The sequence below is a fragment of the Brevundimonas sp. UBA5866 genome (assembly GCF_002432125.1).
GTDB lineage: Bacteria > Pseudomonadota > Alphaproteobacteria > Caulobacterales > Caulobacteraceae > Brevundimonas.
In genome coordinates, this window is sequence record NZ_DJFS01000036.1 from 15,828 (window position 1) to 33,158 (window position 17,331).

Consider the following 17,331-nt stretch of genomic DNA (forward strand, 5'->3'; position numbering starts at 1 on the left):
GCTAGTGCAAGCTGTGGCGCTGTCGGTGGCGCACTGGCGTTCGTCCACCTGACGAACAAATCGGCGGGAGGGGGCGGGGCGGGCATCTCCATAGGGCGAATACTTCTCCGAACCGGCGAGCATCATCGGCGGTGCCGGACGTAGGCTGTGCCCATATTTCAGAGGCTTGGCACCCAGCCGCCTCTTTGCAGACCCGTTGCCGGAGCCGAGTTTTCCATGACCATCCTGCGTGAAGTACCAGAGTTTGACTATGTGATCCCTGTGGTGGTCGTGGGCGCGGGGGCGTGCGGTCTGACGGCGGCGATGGCGGCGGCGGACGGCGGGGCCGAGGTTCTGGTGCTGGAGCACGATCCTACCCCGCTGGGCTCGACCAGCATGTCCACCGGCATGATCCCCGCGCCGGGATCCCCGGAACAGGCGGCTGCCGGTATCGACGACAATCCCGAACTGTTCGTTCAGGACATGGTCAAGAAGACGCAAGGCCGCGTGGATGTGGACCTTGCCCGCCTGCTGGCCAATGAGAGCGTCGAGACGATCCAGTGGCTGCGCGACAGGCACGGGGTACCGTTCGTCCTGATCGACGACTACATCTATCCGGGGCACAGCCGGATGCGGATGTTCGCCACGCCCAAGCGTTCGGGTGCGGAACTTCAGGCCGCACTGGAAGCCGGAGCCAGCAGTTCCGGTGTCAGCATCCTGACCGAAGCCACGGTGCGCCATCTGTTCGTGGGCCAAGGCGAGCGCGTCGTCGGCGTGCGTATCGAACGCCCCGATGGCTCGTTCGAGGATATCGGCTGCGAGACGTTGATCCTCGCCTGCTGCGGATTCGGCGGCAATCCGGATATGGTGCGCCGCTACATCCCCGAACTGGCCGACATTGTTTACCACGGCCATTCGGGCAACCAGGGCGAAGCCATCCTGTGGGGCGAGGAACTGGGCGCGGCGCTGGCGGATATGGACGGCTATCAGGGCCACGGCGGTCTGGCTGCGGGCTATGGCGTGCCGATCCTGTGGCCGCAGATCATGGAAGGCGGCTTCCAGATCAATGCCGAGGGCAAGCGGTTTTCGGATGAAAGCCTGGGCTATTCCGAACAGGCGGCCAAGGTGAACGCCCAGCCGGGCGGCTTTGCATGGACCATCATGGACGAGCGCCTGCACACCCTGATGATGAAGTTCGAGGATTACCGCGACGCGCTGGAAGCGGGCGCGGTACAGACCGCAAACTCCATCGAGGAACTGGCGGCCATCACCTCCCCCCCCGTCGAGGCCCTGCGCGAGACGGTCANNACCCGTGGCGAGATCGAGGACGCGTTCGGCCGCGACTTTACCGGCAAGCCGCCGCTGGTCGCGCCCTATCGCACGGCCAAGGTGGTCGGTGCCCTGTTCCACACCCAGGGCGGTCTGGATATCGACGCCGAGGCCCGCGTGAAGCGCAGGGAGGGCGGCGTATTCCCGAACCTGTTCGCAGGCGGTGGTGCGGCGCGTGGCGTCTCCGGCTCCGGCCCTGCCGGCTATCTGGCGGGCCACGGCCTGCTGACGGCGACGACGCTGGGCAAGCTGGCCGGACGGGCAGCGGCCAAACAGGTTGCGGGCTGATCCGCACAATGTCATGGACCAGCCGAGATTAGGGCTTGTCTTATCTCCAAGACCAATTGATATATAAATAGATCATTTAGTGAGTTGCGGAGGGGCAACGTGCACGCAGATCCCAACCTTTATGACTACTGGCCCTATCAGGACCGTCCCAAGGTCGTGTGGCCGGGCGGCAAGAAGCTGGCCTTCTGGATCGCGCCGAACATCGAATACTACGAGTTCGACCCGCCCAAGAACGACAAGCGCGCGGGCTGGCCCAAGCCGTCGCCCGACGTCGTGGGCTATTCGCAGCGCGACTGGGGCAACCGCGTGGGGCACTGGCGTCTGATGGAGATGCTGGACCGCCACGGCATGCGCGGCTCGATCTCGCTGTCGACGGCCCTGATCGACCACCACCCAGAGATCATCGAGGCCTGCGTGGAGCGGAACTGGGAGTTCTTCTCGCACGGCATCTACAACACCCGTTACTCCTACGGCATGGACGAGGCGCAGGAACGCGCCATGATCCAGGACTCGATCGACACCATCCAGAAGGCGACCGGCCAGCGTATCCGCGGCTATCTGGCTCCGGCCCTGACGCACACCGAGCGCACGCTGGACCTGATCGCGGACATGGACTTCTGGTACACCTGCGACCTGTTCCAGGACGACCAGCCCCAGCCGGTGAAGACCAAGTCCGGCAAGCTGATGTCGATGCCCTATTCGCTGGAAGTGAACGACGTCATCACCTATGGCGCGCAGTCGATGGACCCGTGGCGCTATGCCGACATCCTGAAGCGCCACTTCGACCAGCTGCTGGAAGAGGGCGAAGAGAGCGGCACGGTCATGTGCATCCCGCTGCACGCCTATCTGGTCAGCCAGAGCCATCGCGTGCGTCCGTTCGAAGAAGCGCTGAAACACATCACCAGCCATTCGGACGATGTGTGGATCACCACCGCCGCCGAGATCGCGGGCTATTACCGCGAAACCTACTGGGACCAGACCAAGGCCGATATCGAGCGTCGCGGTCTGGCCACCGGCGGCACGGGCTTTAGCGGGGAGGGTGCGTAAAAATGAGCCTGCCTGAATCCTATCTGACCTATCCGCACCGTTCGTACGGCATGGACCAGTCGCTGTACGGCTGGCGCCAGCAGGCCGAGCGGCCCAAGGTGAACTGGCCGAACGGTCAGGCCGTGGCGGCCGTGGTCGTGGTGCCGATCGAGCATCACACCCTGACCCCGTCGGGCAAGCCTTTCAAACACCCCGGCGCCATGGTCACGCCCTATCCGGACCTGCGTCACTATACGACGCGCGACTATGGCAACCGCGTCGGCGTGTTCCGTATCCTGAAGGCGCTGAAGGCGGCGGGCGTGAAGGCGACCTTCCCCGTCAACGCCAACCAACTGGAGCGCCTCAAGCCGCTGGTGGATGCCATCATCGCCGACGGCCACGAGATCGCGGCCTATGGCCTGTCGACGGACCACATCCATTTCGGTGCGCTGGAACGCGAGACCGAAGAGGCTTGGGTGGCCGAGGTGCGTGCTCGCTTTGACGCCGCCGGCCTGAAGCCGCGCGTGTGGATGAGCCCCGCCCGCCAACAGTCGTTCAATACGCTGGAAATCATCCGCGCCAACGGTTTCGACATCTGCCTCGACTGGGAACAGGACGATGTGCCGGTGGAGATGACGACGCCTGCGGGCGTGGTGCAGGCCGTGCCGCTGTCCAACGAGATCGACGACCGCAACCTGCTGATCGACAAGCGCCAGTCCGAAGACAGCTGGGCCAATCAGGTGCTGGAAGCGGTGGACTATCTGAAGTCCGAGAAGGACCGCTTCGGCGGTCGCTCCATCGGTTTCACGCTGACGCCTTATGTCTCGGGCCTGCCGTTCCGCGCCCATGCGGTGCGCCGCATCCTGAACGCTATCGGCGGTGACGCCGAGGTGTGGTCGGCCACGGCGTCGGAGATCGCCGACGCGGCCAAATAAGGGCTTCCTCCCCTAGCGCCTTGTTCCTCCCAGCTCGGGCGCGAAGAAAAACCCCGACCGGATCGCTCCGGTCGGGGTTTTTTGATGGGGCGGAAGCCGATCAGCCCTGACGGGCGGTCAGCCAGTCCACCACTTCCTGCGCATCGACCACATCGGCATATTTCAGCAGCAGGTCGGTCAGGTTGGCGAAGTGATAGCTCTCGTGCTTGTCGGCCACGCACTGCTCGGGAACGATGGTGCGGAAGCCGTACGACAGGGCATCCACCGCCGTCGCGCGCACGCAGCCCGAGGTCGAACCGCCCGTCACGATCACCGTGTCCACGCCATGCCATTGCAGATAGGAGCGCAGCGGCGTCTCGAAGAACATGCTGGGCATGCGCTTGGTGTACACAAGGTCGATGTCTTCCTTGATGTCGCAGCGCGGGTCGAAGGCGTGGCGCTCCGAGCCGTATTTGATGTTCTGCAGGCTGTCGGGCGTATTGGTGCGGGTGCCCCAGACACCGGCGTCACCGCCATCGGCCTTATAGGCGACGTGCGACCACGCCACCGGCATATTGGCCCCGCGCGCCAGTTCCGAAATGCGGTTCACCCATTTGATTTGGTCGGGGTCCGTCACATAGGCCGAGACGGGGAACAGGTCGGGGCGGGTATAGGCCTGCTGGAAGTCGATGTTCAGCACGGCCAGCTTGTTGCCAAAGCCGAAACGGGCGCGGGTCGGATTGGCCTTGATGCTCTCATAGATCTCGCGCGCGGTGCGGTTTTCCCGAACCATGGTCGGTTCGAAATACAGGTCAGACGTCATCAAAGCCCTCCGTTAACAATCCGGCCAAGCCTCCCCTCAGAGGCGGCCGCAAGATCAAAATGATCTATTCATATATCATTTGGCTTGTGGCAGGATTGCAAGAACGAACTGCGGTCGGTCGCAAAGTTTTCTGCCGATAGATCGCGGTTTCAGTCGTCGGCGAGGGGCCGACGTTCGCGGGTGGTGACGTGGTACTGGAAACGGTCGGAGCGATAGTGCGAGTGGATCAGCTGGACGACGCGCCCGCTGGCATCGCGCATGACCCGCGCCACCTTCAGCAGGGGCGTGCCGACCTCAACATCCAGCGCGGCGGCGACGGCGGGCTCTGCGGCCACGGCCATGATCCACTGATCGGCATCGACGGGTTTGAAACCTGCCCGCTCCAGCAGCACCAGCATGGAGGTGCCCGCCAGATCATCGCGGCTCCAGTTGGCGGCGATGTCGGCGGGAATGTGGTTCACCAGATAGGAAAACGGTTCGCCCTGAAGTTTGCGGCGTCGGATCGAGCGCTGCACGGGCGTGCCCGCCTCCAGCTCCAGCTGGTCGGCAATGGCCCCCTCGGCGCTGACGGTGTCGGCTTCCAGCAGCTCGATCTGGGTTTCCAGCCCCATCAGGGTCAGGCTCTCGACCAGATTGTCGAACGCGCCTTTGACCACGGGCGAGGGGACGGCGCTGGTGACCACGGTGCCGCGCCCGCGCTGGCGGTCCAAAAGGCCATCATCGGCCAGTTCGCTCAGCGCCCGCTTCACCGTGATGCGCGACACATTGAAGATTTTCGCCAGATGCAGCTCGCCCGGCAGCATGGAACCGGGCGGGATGTCGCCCGACCGGATCTGGGCGCGGATGGCCAGATACATCTGGTGATAGAGCGGCGTCGGCAGCGCCGGATCGAGGTGCAGCGGGACCGGAAACGGCCAGATCGCCTCTTCGCTCAAAACTCTTCTCCCCGATCCAATCAAGGTGCCGCGCGGCACCGGACCTTATTGCTTCAAGGACATTGTGTATGACAACGCCTAATGCGGCACCCAGCAGCCTCTTCGACAAACTCTGGGCGCAGCACCTGATCCAGATGAGTGACGCAGGCGCAGGGCTGATCGCCATCGACCGCGTCTTCCTGCATGAACGCACGGGCGGCATCGCGCTCAAGAGCCTGCGGGCGGCTGGCCGTCAGGTGGCCGATCCGGCCCGCGTGTTCGGCACGATGGACCACATCGTCGACACCCATGTCGGCCGCAATGACGACACCCGCATGCCGGGGGGCCGCGAGTTCATCGTCCAGACCCGCGAGGCAGCCCGCGCCGAGGGCATCACCATTTTCGACATCGGTGACAAGCGTCAGGGCATCGTCCACGTCGTCTCGCCCGAACAGGGCATTGTCCTGCCGGGCCTGACGGTGGTCTGCCCCGACAGCCACACCTGCACCCAAGGCGCGATGGGCGCTTTGGCGTGGGGTATCGGCTCGACCGAGGCCGAGCATGCGCTGGCCACCCGTACGCTTCGTATCAACCGCCCCAAGACCATGCGGATCACCGTGAACGGTGTGCTGGGTGCGGGCGTAACCGCCAAGGACTTGGCTCTGACCCTGTTGGCGCGTCACGGCTCGCGCGGCGGGCAGGGGCATATCGTCGAGTTCGCTGGCACCGCCATCGAGGCGCTGGAGATCGAGGCCCGCCTGACGCTGTGCAACATGGGCGCGGAACTGGGTTGTTTCAGCACCATCATCGCGCCCGATGAAAAGACCTTCGCCTATCTGGAAGGCCGCCCTTATGCGCCGAAGGGCGAGTTGTGGGATCAGGCCGTCGCCTATTGGCGCACGCTGAAAACCGATGAGGGCGCGACCTTCGACAAGGAGATCGTGCTGGACGCCGCCGAAATCGGCCCGATGATTACCTGGGGCACCAGCCCGCAACAGGCCATCAGCATCGACGGCATCGTGCCTCACGCCGATGAGGCCAGCGCCGAAATCCACCAACGCGCCGTCACCTATATGGACGTGACGCCGGGCCAGCCGGTCGAGGGGCTGAAGATCGGCTCGGCCTTCATCGGCTCCTGCACCAACAGCCGCCTGTCGGACCTGCGCCGCGCCGCCGCCATCCTGAAGGGCCGCAAGGTGGCAGACGGCGTGCGCGCCATCTGCGTTCCGGGTTCGGGTCTGGTGAAGGAAGCGGCGGAAGCGGAAGGCTTGGACAAGGTCTTTATCGAAGCGGGCTTTGAATGGCGCGAGCCGGGCTGCTCCATGTGCTTCTTCGCCGGTGGTGAGAGCTTTGGCGCGAAAGAGCGCGTCGTCTCCTCGACCAACCGCAATTTCGAGAGCCGTCAGGGGCCGGAAACCCGCACCCACATCTCCAGCCCCGAGGTGGTGGCCGCGTCCGCCATTGCGGGCTGCCTCGCCGATCCGCGCAAACTGGCCGCATAAGGATAAAGATCATGGAAGCTTTCGTTCGCATGACCGCCGTGGCCGCCCCTCTGGTGCGGGCCAATATCGATACCGACATCATCATTCCGTCGCGCGAGATGAAGTCCGTCTCCAAGACGGGTCTGAAAGACGGCCTGTTCGCGGGCTGGCGCTATACCGCCGTGGGCGGGCGCGACCTCAAGCCCGATTTCGTGCTGAACCAGCCGGAATATGAGGGTGTCGGCATCCTGTTGGCGGGGGAAAATGTCGGCTGCGGCTCCAGCCGTGAACACGCCGTCTGGGCGCTGCACGAATACGGTTTCCGCGCCGTGATCGCGCCCAGCTTCAATCCGATCTTCTACAACAACTGCGTCCGCAACGGCCTGTGCCCCGTCATCCTGCCCGCCGATGTGGTCGCCACGATCGCCGCACAGGTCGAAGCCGACCCCGCCAACGCCAAGGTCACCGTCGATCTGGAAGCCCAAAAAGTCACCGCCCCCGACGGCAGCGAATACGGCTTCACCCTCAATAATGAAGAGGACCGCATCGCCCTGCTCAACGGCTACGACGCCGTCGACCTGACCCTGCTCCATAAGGAGGCCATCGAAGCTTTTATCGCGGGCGATCGGGGTAAGAGGCCGTGGGTTTATTTGTAACCGTTAGGAACCTGAAAGGGGAAGCTCCTGTGCGGTGTAGAGGTGAGGAGGTAGGCTAACCAACCCTGACTTTTGAGGAGCAGGTTCATGGCAGGTGAGTCCTCTCGACCATTGACCAAGCAAAAAGCCGATGAAGAAAGAGAGTTTTTCCTCGAATGGCGATCTCTTGAGGAAGTCAGGACAAAGCTAGCGAAACTGCACAAGTCCGTTAGGAGTCATTTTCTCGACGACCCGCATCTGAAATGGATGAAGGAAGCCTGCGTAGCAGTACAGTACGGGCAGGCGCATGGCTCGATAGCAATCCGAATTCTGAGGGACGATCCGCCAGACTTTGAGGCAAGGTCAAATACGGGCTTGGTGGAACGTTGCGAAGTCGTTGAGGTGATGAAGCCGGGAAGGCGAAGGGGCGACGAGTTACGTCTGGAGCGCCAAAGCCCTCCGATAGAGGCCCCAGTTCAACAAGATAACTGGTGGATTAGCGTCGAAGATGCCCTTCAGGCTGTAGACGCTCAGATCGAGAAGAAAGCGACAAAGCTATACACTGAGCGCTTTGTTCTGGTGGTCTATGTCAACGTAGGCTTTCTAGAGGATGATGACGATGCGACTTTTCGTCGGGAACTCAATGATCGCCAGATGCGAGGACATCCCAAATTCGAGCGCGTGTACTTCGTCTACAGCGGTGGCGAATAGCTGGCCTTGGACTAGGAGCCGTTCGAAGAAATCAAACATAAAAAAAGGGGGCCGCTTCCGGCCCCCTTTGACGTTTTAGAACCCGCGCCAGCCCTTGGGCGGACCTGCTTCTGACAGGAAGCCGTAGAACTCTTCGTCCGGCAGCATGGCGGCGACTTCCTTGCGCAGCTCGATCATCTTTTCGATGTCGACGCCGGTGTCGTAGCCCATAGCTTCCAGCATGAAGACGAGGTCCTCGGTGACGATGTTGCCGCTGGCACCCGGCGCGAAGGGGCAGCCGCCGACGCCGCCCAGCGAGGAGTCCAGCGTGGTGATGCCCAGTTCCAGACCCGCCATCGCATTGGCGAGGCCAAGACCGCGCGTATTGTGCAGGTGCAGGCCCGTCAGGTTCTCGTCACCCACGGCGGCGCGGACGGCCTTGATCAGCTGTTTGACCTGAACCGGATGGGCATAGCCGGAGGTATCCGACAGGCCCACCTCGTCGCAGCCCGCCTTCATCAGGCGCTCGGCCAGTTCGACCACCTTGGCTTCCGGCACCTCGCCTTCAATCGTGCAGCCAAAGGCGGTGGACAGTGCGCCCTCGAAATGCGGGCGGTTGCCCTCGGGCTGGGCCTTGATCAGTTCGGCAATGGTGGTGGCCGCCTCGATCATCTGTTCGTGGGTGCGACGCACATTCTTCAGGCTGTGCGTCTCGCTGCACGACAGGGGCAGGGAAATCTTGTGTGCGCCCGCGGCGATGGCGGCCTCGGCCCCCTTCACGTTCGGCACCAGAACCGCGACCGTCAGGCCCTCGATCTGGCGGGCGTATTCCACGATCTCTGCGGTGTCGGCCAGTTGCGGCAGGATGTGCGCGGGCACGAACGAGCCGACCTCGATTTCCTTGAAGCCCGCCGCGACCTGTAGGTCGATCCAGCGCTTTTTCTGCTCGGTCGGCAGGATGGATTTGATGCTTTGCAGACCGTCGCGCGGGCCGACTTCGCTGACAAGAATGGGGGTCCCCACCACTTACTCCCTCAAATGATCTATTATTATATCATTAGATCGTTTATCGCTGTCGGTCTAGGACAGTTATGGCCCGCTGGGCCGATGCTTTTGAGGGGTAAGCGTCATGACACAAGCCGTTCGCCAAGGTCCGCTCGCAGGACTGAAGGTCATCGAGTTCACCCACATGGTCATGGGTCCGGCGGCGGGTGTGATCCTCGCCGATCTGGGTGCCGATGTGATCAAGGTCGAGCCCGCCAATGGCGACGCGACCCGCGACCTGAAGGGTTCGGGCGCGGGCTATTTCGTCATGTACAACCGCAACAAACGCTCCATCCGTCTGGACATGAAGTCCGAGGACGGGCTGGCCACGGCCAAGGCCCTGTGCGCGGGCGCGGACGTCATTATCGAGAACTTCCGTGCGGGGGCGCTGGACCGTCTGGGCCTGTCCTATGAGGAACTGTCCAAGATCAATCCCGGCCTGATCTACTGCTCGGAAAAAGGCTTCCTGCCGGGGCCGTATGAGCAGCGCACGGCTCTGGACGAAGTGGCCCAGATGATGGGAGGTCTGGCCTATATGACGGGTCCGGCGGGGCGTCCGTTGCGGGCAGGGGCCTCGGTCATCGACGTGACGGGCGGTATGTTCGGCGTCATCGGCATTCTGGCCGCGCTGGAAGAGCGCCGCCGTACGGGCCGAGGCCAACTGGTCAAGAGCGCCCTTTATGAGACGACCGCCTTCCTCGTCGGCCAGCACATGGCGCAGAAAGCTGTCACTGGAACCGCTGCCCGCCCGATGCCGGAGCGTATCTCGGCATGGTCTATCTATGACGTCTTCCAGACCAAGGACGGTGAGGGCGTGTTCATCGGCGTGGTGACCGACAAGCTGTGGCTGGTGTTCTGCGACCTGTTCGGCCTGACGGAGCTGAAGGCGAACGAGGCTTATGCCCTGAACAATGCCCGCGTGGCGGCGCGTGACCAGATCCTGCCCGTCGTGCGCGAGGTGGTTGGCCAATACACCCGCGAGGAGCTGATCGACATGCTGTCGCCCAGCGGCTTGCCGTTCGCGCCGATTGCTCGACCGGAGGACCTGTTCGACGATCCCCACCTGAACACGGGCGGTCTGATCGACGTGACCATGCCGAACGACGAGGTGGTTCGCCTGCCGTCCCTGCCCATCGAGATGGATGGCCGCCGCTTCAACGAACCCGCCGCCGCCCCCAAGTCCGGCGAGCATCAGGACGAAGTTCTGGCCGAACTGGCCAAGGGCTGAGCCCGATCACACCCCTTGAATGGCCCCGTCAGCGACGGGGCCATTTCGTTACAAGAAACAAGGGATCAGATGCGATCCAGCCACTGTCTGACCAATGCAACGCGCGACCGCGCGACGGTGGCGCATAGGTCTGTATGCAGGTGAAGGGTCAGATTGCGCCCCTTGGCCTCGGCGGTCCTGACCATATCCTTTGCGACCCACCACGACCGATGAATACTCATGCCCTCGACAGGGCGTGTCTCGGCAATCGCATCGGCCATCCGCATCAGCACCAGATGACTGCCATAGTCGGTATGGACGCGCACATAATGATCCTCGCCTTCGAGAGCGACCAGCTGTGACAATGGCCAAGGCGTTCGGGCCAGAATGGCCGGTCTGGCTGCGGGGGAAACCGCTGGGGATGGCGCGGCCGAAGACCGGGGGCGCGAAGCCGCCTTCAGGTCCTCGATGAACCACAGGCACAGGGCGATCAGGCTGCTGATCAACAACACCTGACCCGCCGTATCGGCCCACAGGGCTTCGCTTGGAAATGCGCGTCCGGGATCGATGCGCGGACCGAAATACCAGAGCCACAGCGACATCGACACGCAGGCAAGGATCAGGCCTGCTATCCAACCGGCCCATTCCGGCAGTCCGGCCCGTAAGGCCAGCCTTGCGCCCAGCCAGAGCAAGGGGCGGTGCAACAGATAACCGACCCCCACGGATCGCGCCCAATAGAACAGGCGCGTTCCCACCGTCTGCTCGCCCAGAATGCCGAGCGGCTGTAGCAAGGCCAGAACCACAACCGCACCCGCAACACACATCAGTTCCAGCGCAAGACGTCGGCTGTCCAGACGCGCACGCATGACATTTGACGTTTCGTGAACGGGCATAATCCAGCCTTGGGGCGGGTTGGCGAATGGCTAAGCCTGTTTGACGTAAAACAACTGTTGTTCGCTGAGAAGACCCCTACGGACCACCCTTCGAAAACCGAGGGAGGGTGCTGCGTGAAAACCGTCATGAAAACAAAGTGGGCATTGCTCGGGCTGTGGTTCCTTGGCTGTGGGTTCGCCATGCATATGGTGGGCAATGCCATGTGGGTCGCCGCGCCTTGGATGGCCCTGCTGCTGATGCTGCGTTTCGTGCGCGATACCCCCGCGAAAATAGGTTTGCCACTGGGGGCTGCTGGATGGGCGCTGGCCCATTATGCGGGCTGGCAGGGCGTATTGCCGTTGGGGGGATGGATGCAGTGGGCACTGCCCGCTGCGGTCGGTGCGATGGCCTTCATGCCCTTTGCAATCGACAGGCTTTTGGGCGGCTATGTTCCGCAGGGCACGCGTTGGCTGGTACTGCCGCTGGGCTGGGTTGTGACCGAGGCTGCAATCCGTTTGCTGGGCTTCGGAACATGGGGCGCTTTGGCCTATTCCCAGCATGGGCAGCTGGCCTTGTTGCAAGGCATGGCCGTGCTGGGCCTGGCGTGGCCTGCGCTGGTGATCGGCGCTTTTGCCAGTATTGCCAATGGTCTGTGGGAACAGCCGCGACGTACGTTGGGGCTCGCGGTTGCGTACGGGCTTGTGCTGGCGATCACGGTGATCGCCGGTCTGGCCCGATTGCACCCAAGCGAACCGCAAGACCAGGGCGTGCGGATCGCTGGCGTGGTGGTCGATAACCGTGAGGCGTTCAGGGCGACTTGGGGGCCGTTGAACAATGGCCGGGTCCTGGATGCCGATGCGTTGGAGCAGGTCCGCCCGACAGCGAAGGCCCTGTTCGCCAACCTTATGGAGCACACTCGATCGGCCGTGGCTCAAGGGGCCGGGATTGTGGTGTGGAGCGAGGGAAATGCCCTGGTCCCGGCAATGGATGAGGCGCAGCTCCTTTCTCAGGCCCGCCAATTGGCGCGCGAGGAAAGGGTGTGGCTGTTCATCGCAATGGCGGTGATGGAGCCGGGACTGAACAAGGCGAAGAATACAGTTGTCGTCATTGATGACAGGGGAACGGTCGTGGACCGCTATCTGAAGTCACACCCGACCCCCAGTGAAGCCTCTGTGAAGGGCGATGGCTTGATGCGGATTATCGAAACGCCGCATGGACGAATCGCCTTGGCGATCTGTTATGACTTTGATTATCCGGAATTGATTGCACAGGCCGGGCGTGCGGGTGCGGACGTGTTGCTGGACCCGTCGTGGGACAGTCCCGGCATGACGCCTCTGCACTCACACATGGCGGTCGCACGCAGTATCGAGACGGGCGCGGCACTGTTCCGTCCGGTCAATGATGGGCTGAGCATTGCGACCGACGGCAAGGGAAGAACCGTGTCGAGCCTGAGTGTCACCTATGGGCAAAGCGTTGTGTGGACGGTGCAAATGCCGATGAAACGCCAATGGGCGGTATATCCCTGGGTCGAGCCTTTTGTCGGTGCTGTCGCTGCCGGAATGATGGCCGCATTGCTGGCTTGCGGCATGCTTCTGGCCCCAAGACGGAGGGCATCCGTATGAGCCAGATTTCCATCCGTATCTTCGAGGACAGGGATGATGCGGTCTGTCGCCAGATCGCCGCCGATGCCGCAATGACTTCCTATGGCGCGTCAATGCCGGAACTGCGTGCGGTTTTTGACGCAAGACATCCGCTGGATGATGTCGGGCTTCGTTTGGTGGCCACGTTTGACGACTGTCCCGTGGCCTTCATCGAGCTCAATGGCAACCACATCGAAAACCTGTTTGTCCGTGCGGCCTGGCAGGGCAAGGGGGTAGGGACGGCGCTTCTGGAAGAAGCGGAACAGATGCGCGCGGGTGACATGACCCTCAGCGTATTCCACGCCAATCCCAGGGCGCGCTCACTTTATGAACGGCACGGGTACCGCGTGGTCGAAGACCGCGAAATCAACTACCACGGCAGCCGCCAAAGCGTGTGGTTCATGCGCAAGACTCGTCAATCGATGCCACGCCACAAGGCTGTAATCTTCGACTTCGACGGCGTGTTGGTGGACAGCCGCGAATGGATGGTGAAGACCCTGATCCAGCTGTCTGATGAGTTCGGCCTTCAGCCATTGAACGAGCAGGCTGTCGAGAAAATGCGGGGCATGTCCAACCGCGAAATCCTGGGGCAAATGAAAGTACCCCTGTGGAAACTGCCGGCCATGATGAAACGCGGACGGAAACTGGCTGCCTTGGCAGGCAATGATATCCACCTGGTCCCGGGTGCCGAACCCGCTCTCAGGGCTTTGCAGAAGAGTGGGTTCAAGCTGGGACTTGTCACGTCAAACAGCCGGACACGGGTTGAGCAGACGCTTGGCCACGACATCATGGCGCTGTTCCATCACATCGAATGCGGGGCGTCTTTGTTCGGTAAAGCTCGGCGTTTGACCCGGACTTGCCGTTTCATGGATGTGAAGCCCAGTGAAGCCGTCTATGTGGGGGACGAAAGCCGCGACGTCGAAGCCGCCCTGACGGCAGGCCTAACGCCTGTGTCTGTCGCGTGGGGTTATGCCCACGCTGATATTCTGATCCAAGCTGGCACCAGCGAAGTGATCCCATGCTGGGATGCACTCCAACAAAGCGTGTAGCCTTCTTGCCGTAAGACACGCTCTCAACACTGTGGCGGACAGAGAGGGATTCGAACCCTCGATAGAGTTGCCCCTATACACGCGTTCCAGGCGTGCGCCTTCAACCACTCGGCCACCTGTCCTAATCCACCGTGTATCCGGATGCGTCCGGAGCGGATTCGCCGGGAGCGGTCCGGCGAGAGGGCGCTGATTAAATCAAACATGAAGGATGGGCAAGCGCCCTTGGCGTTCCCATATGATATTCTGCAAAAGAATCTGGAGTCCGCCCATGTTGTTGAAAAAAGCCGATACCTTGCCGACCCAAGCCGAAGCCCTGCCGGGACGTTCGGAGCCGTTGGCGACCGACACGACCCATTATGTGTTGGGCACGCCGCTGAAAGGTCCGTGGCCACAGGGTATGCAGGTCGCTGTTTTCGGTATGGGCTGTTTCTGGGGCGTAGAGCGTGTGTTCTGGCAGCAGGAGGGCGTCTATACGTCGGCGGCCGGTTATGCGGGCGGCATCACGCCGAACCCGACCTATGAAGAGGTGTGCTCGGGCAAGACAGGCCACACCGAGGTGGTGCAGGTCGTCTTCGATCCGGCCAAGCTGCCGTATGAAGAGCTGTTGAAAGTGTTCTGGGAAAATCACGACCCGACGCAGGGCATGCGTCAGGGGAACGACATCGGCACCCAGTACCGCTCGGCCATCTATTACGCCGATGAGGCCCAGCGCGATGCGGCGCTGGCATCAAAGGCCGCCTATCAGGAAGCGCTGAGCGCAGCGGGCCGTGGCGAGATCACCACGGAAATCCTGCCGTTGGGCGAGTTCTACTACGCCGAGGACTATCATCAGGGCTATCTGGCCAAGAACCCGGCCGGCTATTGCGGAATTGGCGGCACGGGTGTCGTCTGCCCGATCGGTCTGGGTGTGAATGCCTGAATGAACTGAAGGGGCGAGCGATGCAGGCAGCGGAAGTCGAGGCATTTTGTCTGTCGCGCACGGCAGCCACGGTCGAGCGCCCCTTTGGACCCGACGTTCAGACCTTCAAGGTCGGCGGCAAGATCTTCGCCATGCTGGAGGATCGCGGCGGGCTTTGTTTCAAGGGCTCGGAAATCGCCTATGAGCTTTTGCGCGAACAGGGTAGGGCCGAACGTGCGCCCTATCTGCCCCGCGGCGGTTGGCTGAGAGTGGCCCGTGTCGAAGACTGGGATGTGCAGGAATTGTCGGATCTGATCGCCCATTCCCACACTCTGGTGGCGCGGGGTCTGACCCGTAAGGTCAGGCAGTCCCTTGGGCTTGAGTAGATACCGAAAGGGGCGGTTCCGATGGGCCGCCCCTTTTCTGCTATCGCTTGCAGTCAGCCATAAAACGGCTGGCGCTGGCCCCGGACGTACGATCGCCGACCAGACCGACCCAGCCATCCGCCCCCGCCATCGCCAGCCAGCCATTGACGCCAAAGGCCTGCATCACAGGGTCGGACGGCGTCGTTTGCGCCACGATATCATAGCCGTCAAAGACCGTGGCGGCCTGCGCGCGTGCCGGATAGCTGGCCATCCGCCCCCCTGACGTCAGGGTCATGCTGCGCATGCTGCGATCTTCGCTGGGGGTCGAAATGGTGATGCGGCTGGTGCCGCGCTTGCAGCTCAGCCCCAGCGGAATATCGTCTGACTGTTCCAGACCATAGAACAGCTGCACCTCGTCGTCCTCATGGTCCAGGAACCATCGGTAATTACCGTTGCGGGCCGGTGGATCGTTCAGCGCCATCAGGCCCGAAGCCGCGGAAGGCGCGCCGGAAGAGGTGGCGCAGGCCGTGGTCAGCAGCAAAAGTGACAGGCTGGCGAATACGGGCAGGCGAGAGATACGCGCGGTAAAAATCGACATGATGGGGGCTCGTGTCATCTGCCTGTGGGATCAGGTCGCACAGGCGCGGGCAAAACGGTTCAGTTTGGACAGATTGGCCGATCCGACGGAAATGGTGGCGGTCTGGTCGCTGGCCGAAATTTCCAATCGGCCATCGGCCTGGAAGGCGTTGAATACCGGATGGTCGACCTGAAGCGTGGCAATGCGGCGTGTGCCGCGGCTTTCGATCTGCGCAGGGCTCTGGTGGTTGCCTGCCCTGATGATGGCAGGACCTTCGGGCAGGGCCTCGTTTTCATACATGGAGATGCGCACAAGGGACGAATGGCTTTCGCACTCCAGCGTGGTTTTCAGACGCGGCGTGTCGGGGATTTCCAGCGCCAGAACCACGGGATTGCTGTCATCATACAGCGTCCAGATCCAGCGCTGTGCCTGTGACTGTGTGTGGGCGGGACTGCTGGCGATGATCAGGGCCGATGCCGTGGCCATAAGCGTCATTGCACGCATGGGCCGTGCGGCCAATCGCTGTCTCGGGTCGCGCATGAAGGCGTTTCCTCCGGCTGTGGACTGCGAGTTTGGTATCGTTGGTCGATAATCACAACTGCAAACATTAAAATCAAAACCCCGTCCGTTAACGTTCGCGGACGGGGTTCGATGCCGGATTATTTGAGACGCACCTGAAATCAGAGGCTTAGAACGGGCTGAACCGCTCCATCAGGTTCTGGCCCGCAGGGGCGGCCTGCATGCGGCTGATGTCGCCACGGCCGCCGTAGGAGATGCGGGCCTCCGCGATTTGGGTGTGGCGGATGGTGTTGGCACTGGAGATATCCTCAGGCCGGACGATACCGGCCACGGTCAGTTCGCGCACCTCGCGGTTGGTGCGCACTTCTTGCCTACCCTGGATGACCAGATTGCCGTTGGGCATGACGCCGGTGATGATGGCCGCCACCGTCAGGTTCACCCGTTCGGAGCGGTTCACGCTGCCCGAGCCGCTGTGGCTGATATCGCCTTCCGCCCCGACCATGTTCGACGGATCGAACGCGCCGGGCAGGACCTTGCCGATGCTGCTTTCCAGGCCGAACAGGTTGCTGACGCCGCCCGAGACGCTGTTGCTGCGGGTGCGGTTCGTGGTGTTCTGGGTTTGGGCGCGGTCGTTGATGTCGATGCTGACGGTCAGGATGTCGCCGACGCGGCGGGCGCGCTGGTCACCGAAAAAGCTTCGCGCGCCGGTACGCCACAGGCTGTTGGCGCTGGCAGGGGTGGATTCCGGCAGATAGGCCTGTTCCATCGGGGCCAGTTGGGCCGGATAGCCGACAGGGGCCAGTTCGGGGCCGCGCAGCGCCTCGGTGGCGGTCGAGCAGGCGGCGAGGGGGATGCAGGCGGCGGCGAGGATCAGAAACTTGCGCATGGGACGGTCTTTCTGGCTCAACGAGCGGCAAACTGGAGTGAACGGGCGGACGGGGTGCGCATCGCCTGCGCGGCGGGACCGGCAAGGGCGCGGCCCGGCGCGACGGCGACGGCTTCGATGGTGCGGTTGGATTGCAGGTTCATAACCTGGACCACTTCGCCGACCGCGGCCTGACGCTGGGCGCGGCCGGTGAT

General features: G+C 62.7%; 19 protein-coding genes and 1 tRNA gene. 11 read left to right on the top strand and 9 right to left on the bottom strand.

Translation table 11 applies throughout. The features are described from left to right. Positions 1-216 precede the first annotated feature (216 nt). The 3 genes from B3H86_RS04175 (at position 217) to B3H86_RS04185 (ending at position 3,557) form a co-directional block, all read left to right on the top strand. On the top strand, positions 217-1,596 hold the full coding sequence (locus tag B3H86_RS04175) for an FAD-dependent oxidoreductase (RefSeq protein ID WP_292051347.1): 1,380 nt from the start codon (positions 217-219) through the stop codon (positions 1,594-1,596). A gap of 99 nt (positions 1,597-1,695) precedes the next feature. After that, positions 1,696-2,643, top strand: coding sequence for a polysaccharide deacetylase family protein (locus B3H86_RS04180; RefSeq protein WP_292051348.1), 948 nt, complete (start codon positions 1,696-1,698; stop codon positions 2,641-2,643). A 2-nt stretch (positions 2,644-2,645) separates the two neighbouring features. After that, complete coding sequence (locus B3H86_RS04185; RefSeq protein WP_292051349.1) at positions 2,646-3,557, top strand: polysaccharide deacetylase family protein; 912 nt, start codon at positions 2,646-2,648, stop codon at positions 3,555-3,557. 100 nt (positions 3,558-3,657) lie between these two features. On the opposite strand, the gene B3H86_RS04190 is transcribed toward B3H86_RS04185, so the two are convergent. Further along, the gene (locus tag B3H86_RS04190) at positions 3,658-4,359 is read right to left on the bottom strand and encodes an isochorismatase family protein (RefSeq protein ID WP_292051350.1); all 702 of its coding nucleotides are present in this window, start codon (positions 4,357-4,359) and stop codon (positions 3,658-3,660) included. A 149-nt stretch (positions 4,360-4,508) separates the two neighbouring features. Beyond that, positions 4,509-5,294 carry a GntR family transcriptional regulator gene (locus B3H86_RS04195; protein WP_292051351.1) on the bottom strand — a complete coding sequence of 262 codons (786 nt, stop codon included), beginning with the start codon at positions 5,292-5,294 and terminating at the stop codon, positions 4,509-4,511. 68 nt (positions 5,295-5,362) lie between these two features. Here B3H86_RS04195 and leuC point away from each other — a divergent pair, with 68 nt between their 5' ends. From leuC to B3H86_RS04210, 3 genes are all read left to right on the top strand, one after another. Continuing rightward, positions 5,363-6,775: a 3-isopropylmalate dehydratase large subunit gene (gene leuC, locus B3H86_RS04200; RefSeq protein ID WP_292051352.1), complete on the top strand. Its 1,413-nt coding sequence runs from the start codon at positions 5,363-5,365 to the stop codon at positions 6,773-6,775. 11 nt (positions 6,776-6,786) lie between these two features. Further along, positions 6,787-7,410 (top strand): 3-isopropylmalate dehydratase small subunit, encoded by a 624-nt coding sequence (gene leuD / locus B3H86_RS04205; RefSeq protein WP_292051353.1) that lies wholly within the window; start codon positions 6,787-6,789, stop codon positions 7,408-7,410. A gap of 87 nt (positions 7,411-7,497) precedes the next feature. After that, entirely contained in the window at positions 7,498-8,100 is a 603-nt protein-coding gene (locus B3H86_RS04210; protein WP_292051354.1) for a hypothetical protein, read from the top strand. A gap of 75 nt (positions 8,101-8,175) precedes the next feature. On the opposite strand, the gene B3H86_RS04215 is transcribed toward B3H86_RS04210, so the two are convergent. Then, positions 8,176-9,102: a hydroxymethylglutaryl-CoA lyase gene (locus tag B3H86_RS04215; RefSeq protein WP_292051355.1), complete on the bottom strand. Its 927-nt coding sequence runs from the start codon at positions 9,100-9,102 to the stop codon at positions 8,176-8,178. A gap of 106 nt (positions 9,103-9,208) precedes the next feature. Here B3H86_RS04215 and B3H86_RS04220 point away from each other — a divergent pair, with 106 nt between their 5' ends. Beyond that, positions 9,209-10,351: a CaiB/BaiF CoA transferase family protein gene (locus tag B3H86_RS04220; protein ID WP_292051356.1), complete on the top strand. Its 1,143-nt coding sequence runs from the start codon at positions 9,209-9,211 to the stop codon at positions 10,349-10,351. A gap of 65 nt (positions 10,352-10,416) precedes the next feature. Here B3H86_RS04220 and B3H86_RS04225 read toward each other — a convergent pair whose 3' ends face one another. After that, positions 10,417-11,196, bottom strand: a complete 780-nt coding sequence (locus tag B3H86_RS04225) for a LytTR family DNA-binding domain-containing protein (RefSeq protein ID WP_292051357.1) — start codon at positions 11,194-11,196, stop codon at positions 10,417-10,419. Between the two features lie 153 nt (positions 11,197-11,349). Between B3H86_RS04225 and B3H86_RS04230 the strand changes: the two genes are divergently transcribed. Further along, positions 11,350-12,825 carry a nitrilase-related carbon-nitrogen hydrolase gene (locus B3H86_RS04230; protein WP_292051358.1) on the top strand — a complete coding sequence of 492 codons (1,476 nt, stop codon included), beginning with the start codon at positions 11,350-11,352 and terminating at the stop codon, positions 12,823-12,825. A gap of 92 nt (positions 12,826-12,917) precedes the next feature. Further along, a complete protein-coding gene (locus tag B3H86_RS04235) occupies positions 12,918-13,892 on the top strand; it encodes a GNAT family N-acetyltransferase (protein ID WP_292051359.1) in 975 nt (324 codons plus the stop codon). Positions 13,893-13,924: 32 nt separating this feature from the next. Here the strand turns inward: B3H86_RS04235 and B3H86_RS04240 are convergent. After that, positions 13,925-14,014: transfer RNA gene (locus B3H86_RS04240), tRNA-Ser, on the bottom strand. A gap of 146 nt (positions 14,015-14,160) precedes the next feature. On the opposite strand from B3H86_RS04240, the gene msrA reads away from it, so the two are divergent. Both msrA and B3H86_RS04250 read left to right on the top strand, forming a co-directional pair. Continuing rightward, positions 14,161-14,811: a peptide-methionine (S)-S-oxide reductase MsrA gene (gene msrA / locus B3H86_RS04245; RefSeq protein WP_292051360.1), complete on the top strand. Its 651-nt coding sequence runs from the start codon at positions 14,161-14,163 to the stop codon at positions 14,809-14,811. A gap of 20 nt (positions 14,812-14,831) precedes the next feature. Next, positions 14,832-15,176, top strand: coding sequence for an MmcQ/YjbR family DNA-binding protein (locus B3H86_RS04250; protein WP_292051361.1), 345 nt, complete (start codon positions 14,832-14,834; stop codon positions 15,174-15,176). A gap of 40 nt (positions 15,177-15,216) precedes the next feature. Here B3H86_RS04250 and B3H86_RS04255 read toward each other — a convergent pair whose 3' ends face one another. The 4 genes from B3H86_RS04255 to B3H86_RS04270 form a co-directional block, all read right to left on the bottom strand. Further along, positions 15,217-15,753, bottom strand: a complete 537-nt coding sequence (locus tag B3H86_RS04255; protein ID WP_292051362.1) for a hypothetical protein — start codon at positions 15,751-15,753, stop codon at positions 15,217-15,219. Positions 15,754-15,783: 30 nt separating this feature from the next. Continuing rightward, positions 15,784-16,272, bottom strand: a complete 489-nt coding sequence (locus B3H86_RS04260; protein ID WP_292051363.1) for a hypothetical protein — start codon at positions 16,270-16,272, stop codon at positions 15,784-15,786. A 148-nt stretch (positions 16,273-16,420) separates the two neighbouring features. Continuing rightward, the gene (flgH, locus tag B3H86_RS04265; protein ID WP_292051364.1) at positions 16,421-17,137 is read right to left on the bottom strand and encodes a flagellar basal body L-ring protein FlgH; all 717 of its coding nucleotides are present in this window, start codon (positions 17,135-17,137) and stop codon (positions 16,421-16,423) included. Between the two features lie 17 nt (positions 17,138-17,154). Further along, positions 17,155-17,331, bottom strand: coding sequence for a flagella basal body P-ring formation protein FlgA (locus B3H86_RS04270; protein ID WP_292051365.1), 177 nt, complete (start codon positions 17,329-17,331; stop codon positions 17,155-17,157).

Excerpts from the sequence above, each read along its gene's own strand:
- B3H86_RS04185 (WP_292051349.1), top strand. The coding sequence starts at position 2,646 with ATGAGCCTGCCTGAATCCTATCTGACCTATCCGCACCGTTCGTACGGC.
- B3H86_RS04190 (WP_292051350.1), bottom strand. The coding sequence starts at position 4,359 with ATGACGTCTGACCTGTATTTCGAACCGACCATGGTTCGGGAAAACCGC.
- leuC (WP_292051352.1), top strand. The coding sequence starts at position 5,363 with ATGACAACGCCTAATGCGGCACCCAGCAGCCTCTTCGACAAACTCTGG.
- leuD (WP_292051353.1), top strand. The coding sequence starts at position 6,787 with ATGGAAGCTTTCGTTCGCATGACCGCCGTGGCCGCCCCTCTGGTGCGG.
- B3H86_RS04210 (WP_292051354.1), top strand. The coding sequence starts at position 7,498 with ATGGCAGGTGAGTCCTCTCGACCATTGACCAAGCAAAAAGCCGATGAA.
- B3H86_RS04220 (WP_292051356.1), top strand. The coding sequence starts at position 9,209 with ATGACACAAGCCGTTCGCCAAGGTCCGCTCGCAGGACTGAAGGTCATC.
- B3H86_RS04225 (WP_292051357.1), bottom strand. The coding sequence starts at position 11,196 with ATGCGTGCGCGTCTGGACAGCCGACGTCTTGCGCTGGAACTGATGTGT.
- B3H86_RS04230 (WP_292051358.1), top strand. The coding sequence starts at position 11,350 with ATGAAAACAAAGTGGGCATTGCTCGGGCTGTGGTTCCTTGGCTGTGGG.
- B3H86_RS04235 (WP_292051359.1), top strand. The coding sequence starts at position 12,918 with ATGCCGGAACTGCGTGCGGTTTTTGACGCAAGACATCCGCTGGATGAT.
- msrA (WP_292051360.1), top strand. The coding sequence starts at position 14,161 with ATGTTGTTGAAAAAAGCCGATACCTTGCCGACCCAAGCCGAAGCCCTG.
- B3H86_RS04250 (WP_292051361.1), top strand. The coding sequence starts at position 14,832 with ATGCAGGCAGCGGAAGTCGAGGCATTTTGTCTGTCGCGCACGGCAGCC.
- B3H86_RS04255 (WP_292051362.1), bottom strand. The coding sequence starts at position 15,753 with ATGTCGATTTTTACCGCGCGTATCTCTCGCCTGCCCGTATTCGCCAGC.
- B3H86_RS04260 (WP_292051363.1), bottom strand. The coding sequence starts at position 16,272 with ATGCGCGACCCGAGACAGCGATTGGCCGCACGGCCCATGCGTGCAATG.
- flgH (WP_292051364.1), bottom strand. The coding sequence starts at position 17,137 with ATGCGCAAGTTTCTGATCCTCGCCGCCGCCTGCATCCCCCTCGCCGCC.